Below are 1240 nucleotides of genomic sequence, written 5' to 3' on the forward strand. Positions count from 1 at the left end.
AAGGGGTATTAATAACCCCTTGACAAATTAAAAGGTTTATTATATTATAATCACTTTAAATATTTAAAGGGGTTTTTAATGGGGCAAGAATTAGTTAAATATCATAATGATTTTAATAAAATAAAAATACCAAGTTTCACAGCTCAAGAACAAAACATCTTAATGGGTATTATTAGTAAAATACGAGATTTACAAAGCGATAATATTATCACATTCTATCCAAACGAACTAAAAGAATTTAGCACTCAAAACTATACTAATGATGAGATTTTAAGCATTGTAAGAATATTAAGAGATAAATTTTTTAAAGCTGATTTTACAATAATAAAAGAATATAAAAACGCAATAGCTGAAGAAATATTTAATCTCTTTAGTAAATTTACTATTTATAAACATATAGAAACGCTAGAAATTGAGCGTGTAGAATTAAGTGTAAATAATGAATTTTCATATTTATTAAATGATTTGTTGGGTAATTTTACAAGCTTTCAATTATCCGAATTTATGGCACTAAAGAGTAAGTATTCTAAAAGTCTTTACAGACTTCTAAAGCAATATAAACATACTGGCAAATGTTTAATTTATAAAAACGATTGGCAAGGATTTTGCGATTTTATAAGTATTCCGAAAGATTATAATCAAAGCAAAATTGATGAAAAAATTTTAAAACCTGCTATTTTAGAGCTAGGTGGAGAAACTAATCTTTTTAATACTAAAGAGCCGATTTTTCCAAATTTAACTTTTACTAAAATTAAAGACAAAAAAGGTCGTGGTCGTGGAGGTAAGGTCGTAGGCATTGAATTTTATTTTACAGCACAGCAAGAAGTAAAGCAAGAACAAAAACAAGCAACTACTACACAGCAAAACGCTACACAAAGCAACGAAAACAAAGTAAATAATATCATCAATGATTTAGCAAATAAAGCAAAAGATTTTAATAAACCAGCACAGAAAAAAGAACCACAAATGCTAGAACAACGATTAGGGTTTGGTGGTAGGATAGTTACTGATTTAGATGCTTATGTAGATTTGCATTTTAAGTCTTTTAATGAAATGTATAAAACTGATGATACTTGCAAGATTAAAACACTAAAACAAAATGATGATTGCACTATATCAATGACAGCACTTAACCAATATACAAATAAAAATTTTTATTTAAATTTTGAGAATTTTGAAAATTTTAAGAATTGGTTTAATAAATATAGACTTTAACACTTAAGTGGTTGGGGCTAAAAAG

1 protein-coding gene is annotated in these 1240 nt (G+C 26.5%); it reads left to right on the forward strand.

Annotated elements, in window-relative coordinates; translation table 11 throughout:
* The first annotated feature begins 78 nt into the window (after window positions 1-78).
* On the forward strand, window positions 79-1215 hold the full coding sequence (locus AVBRAN12640_RS09835; RefSeq protein ID WP_239803860.1) for a replication initiation protein: 1137 nt from the start codon (window positions 79-81) through the stop codon (window positions 1213-1215).
* The last annotated feature ends 25 nt before the right edge of the window (window positions 1216-1240 follow it).

Origin of the sequence: Campylobacter sp. RM12640 (assembly GCF_020137595.1) — a bacterium.
Taxonomy (GTDB): domain Bacteria; phylum Campylobacterota; class Campylobacteria; order Campylobacterales; family Campylobacteraceae; genus Campylobacter_E.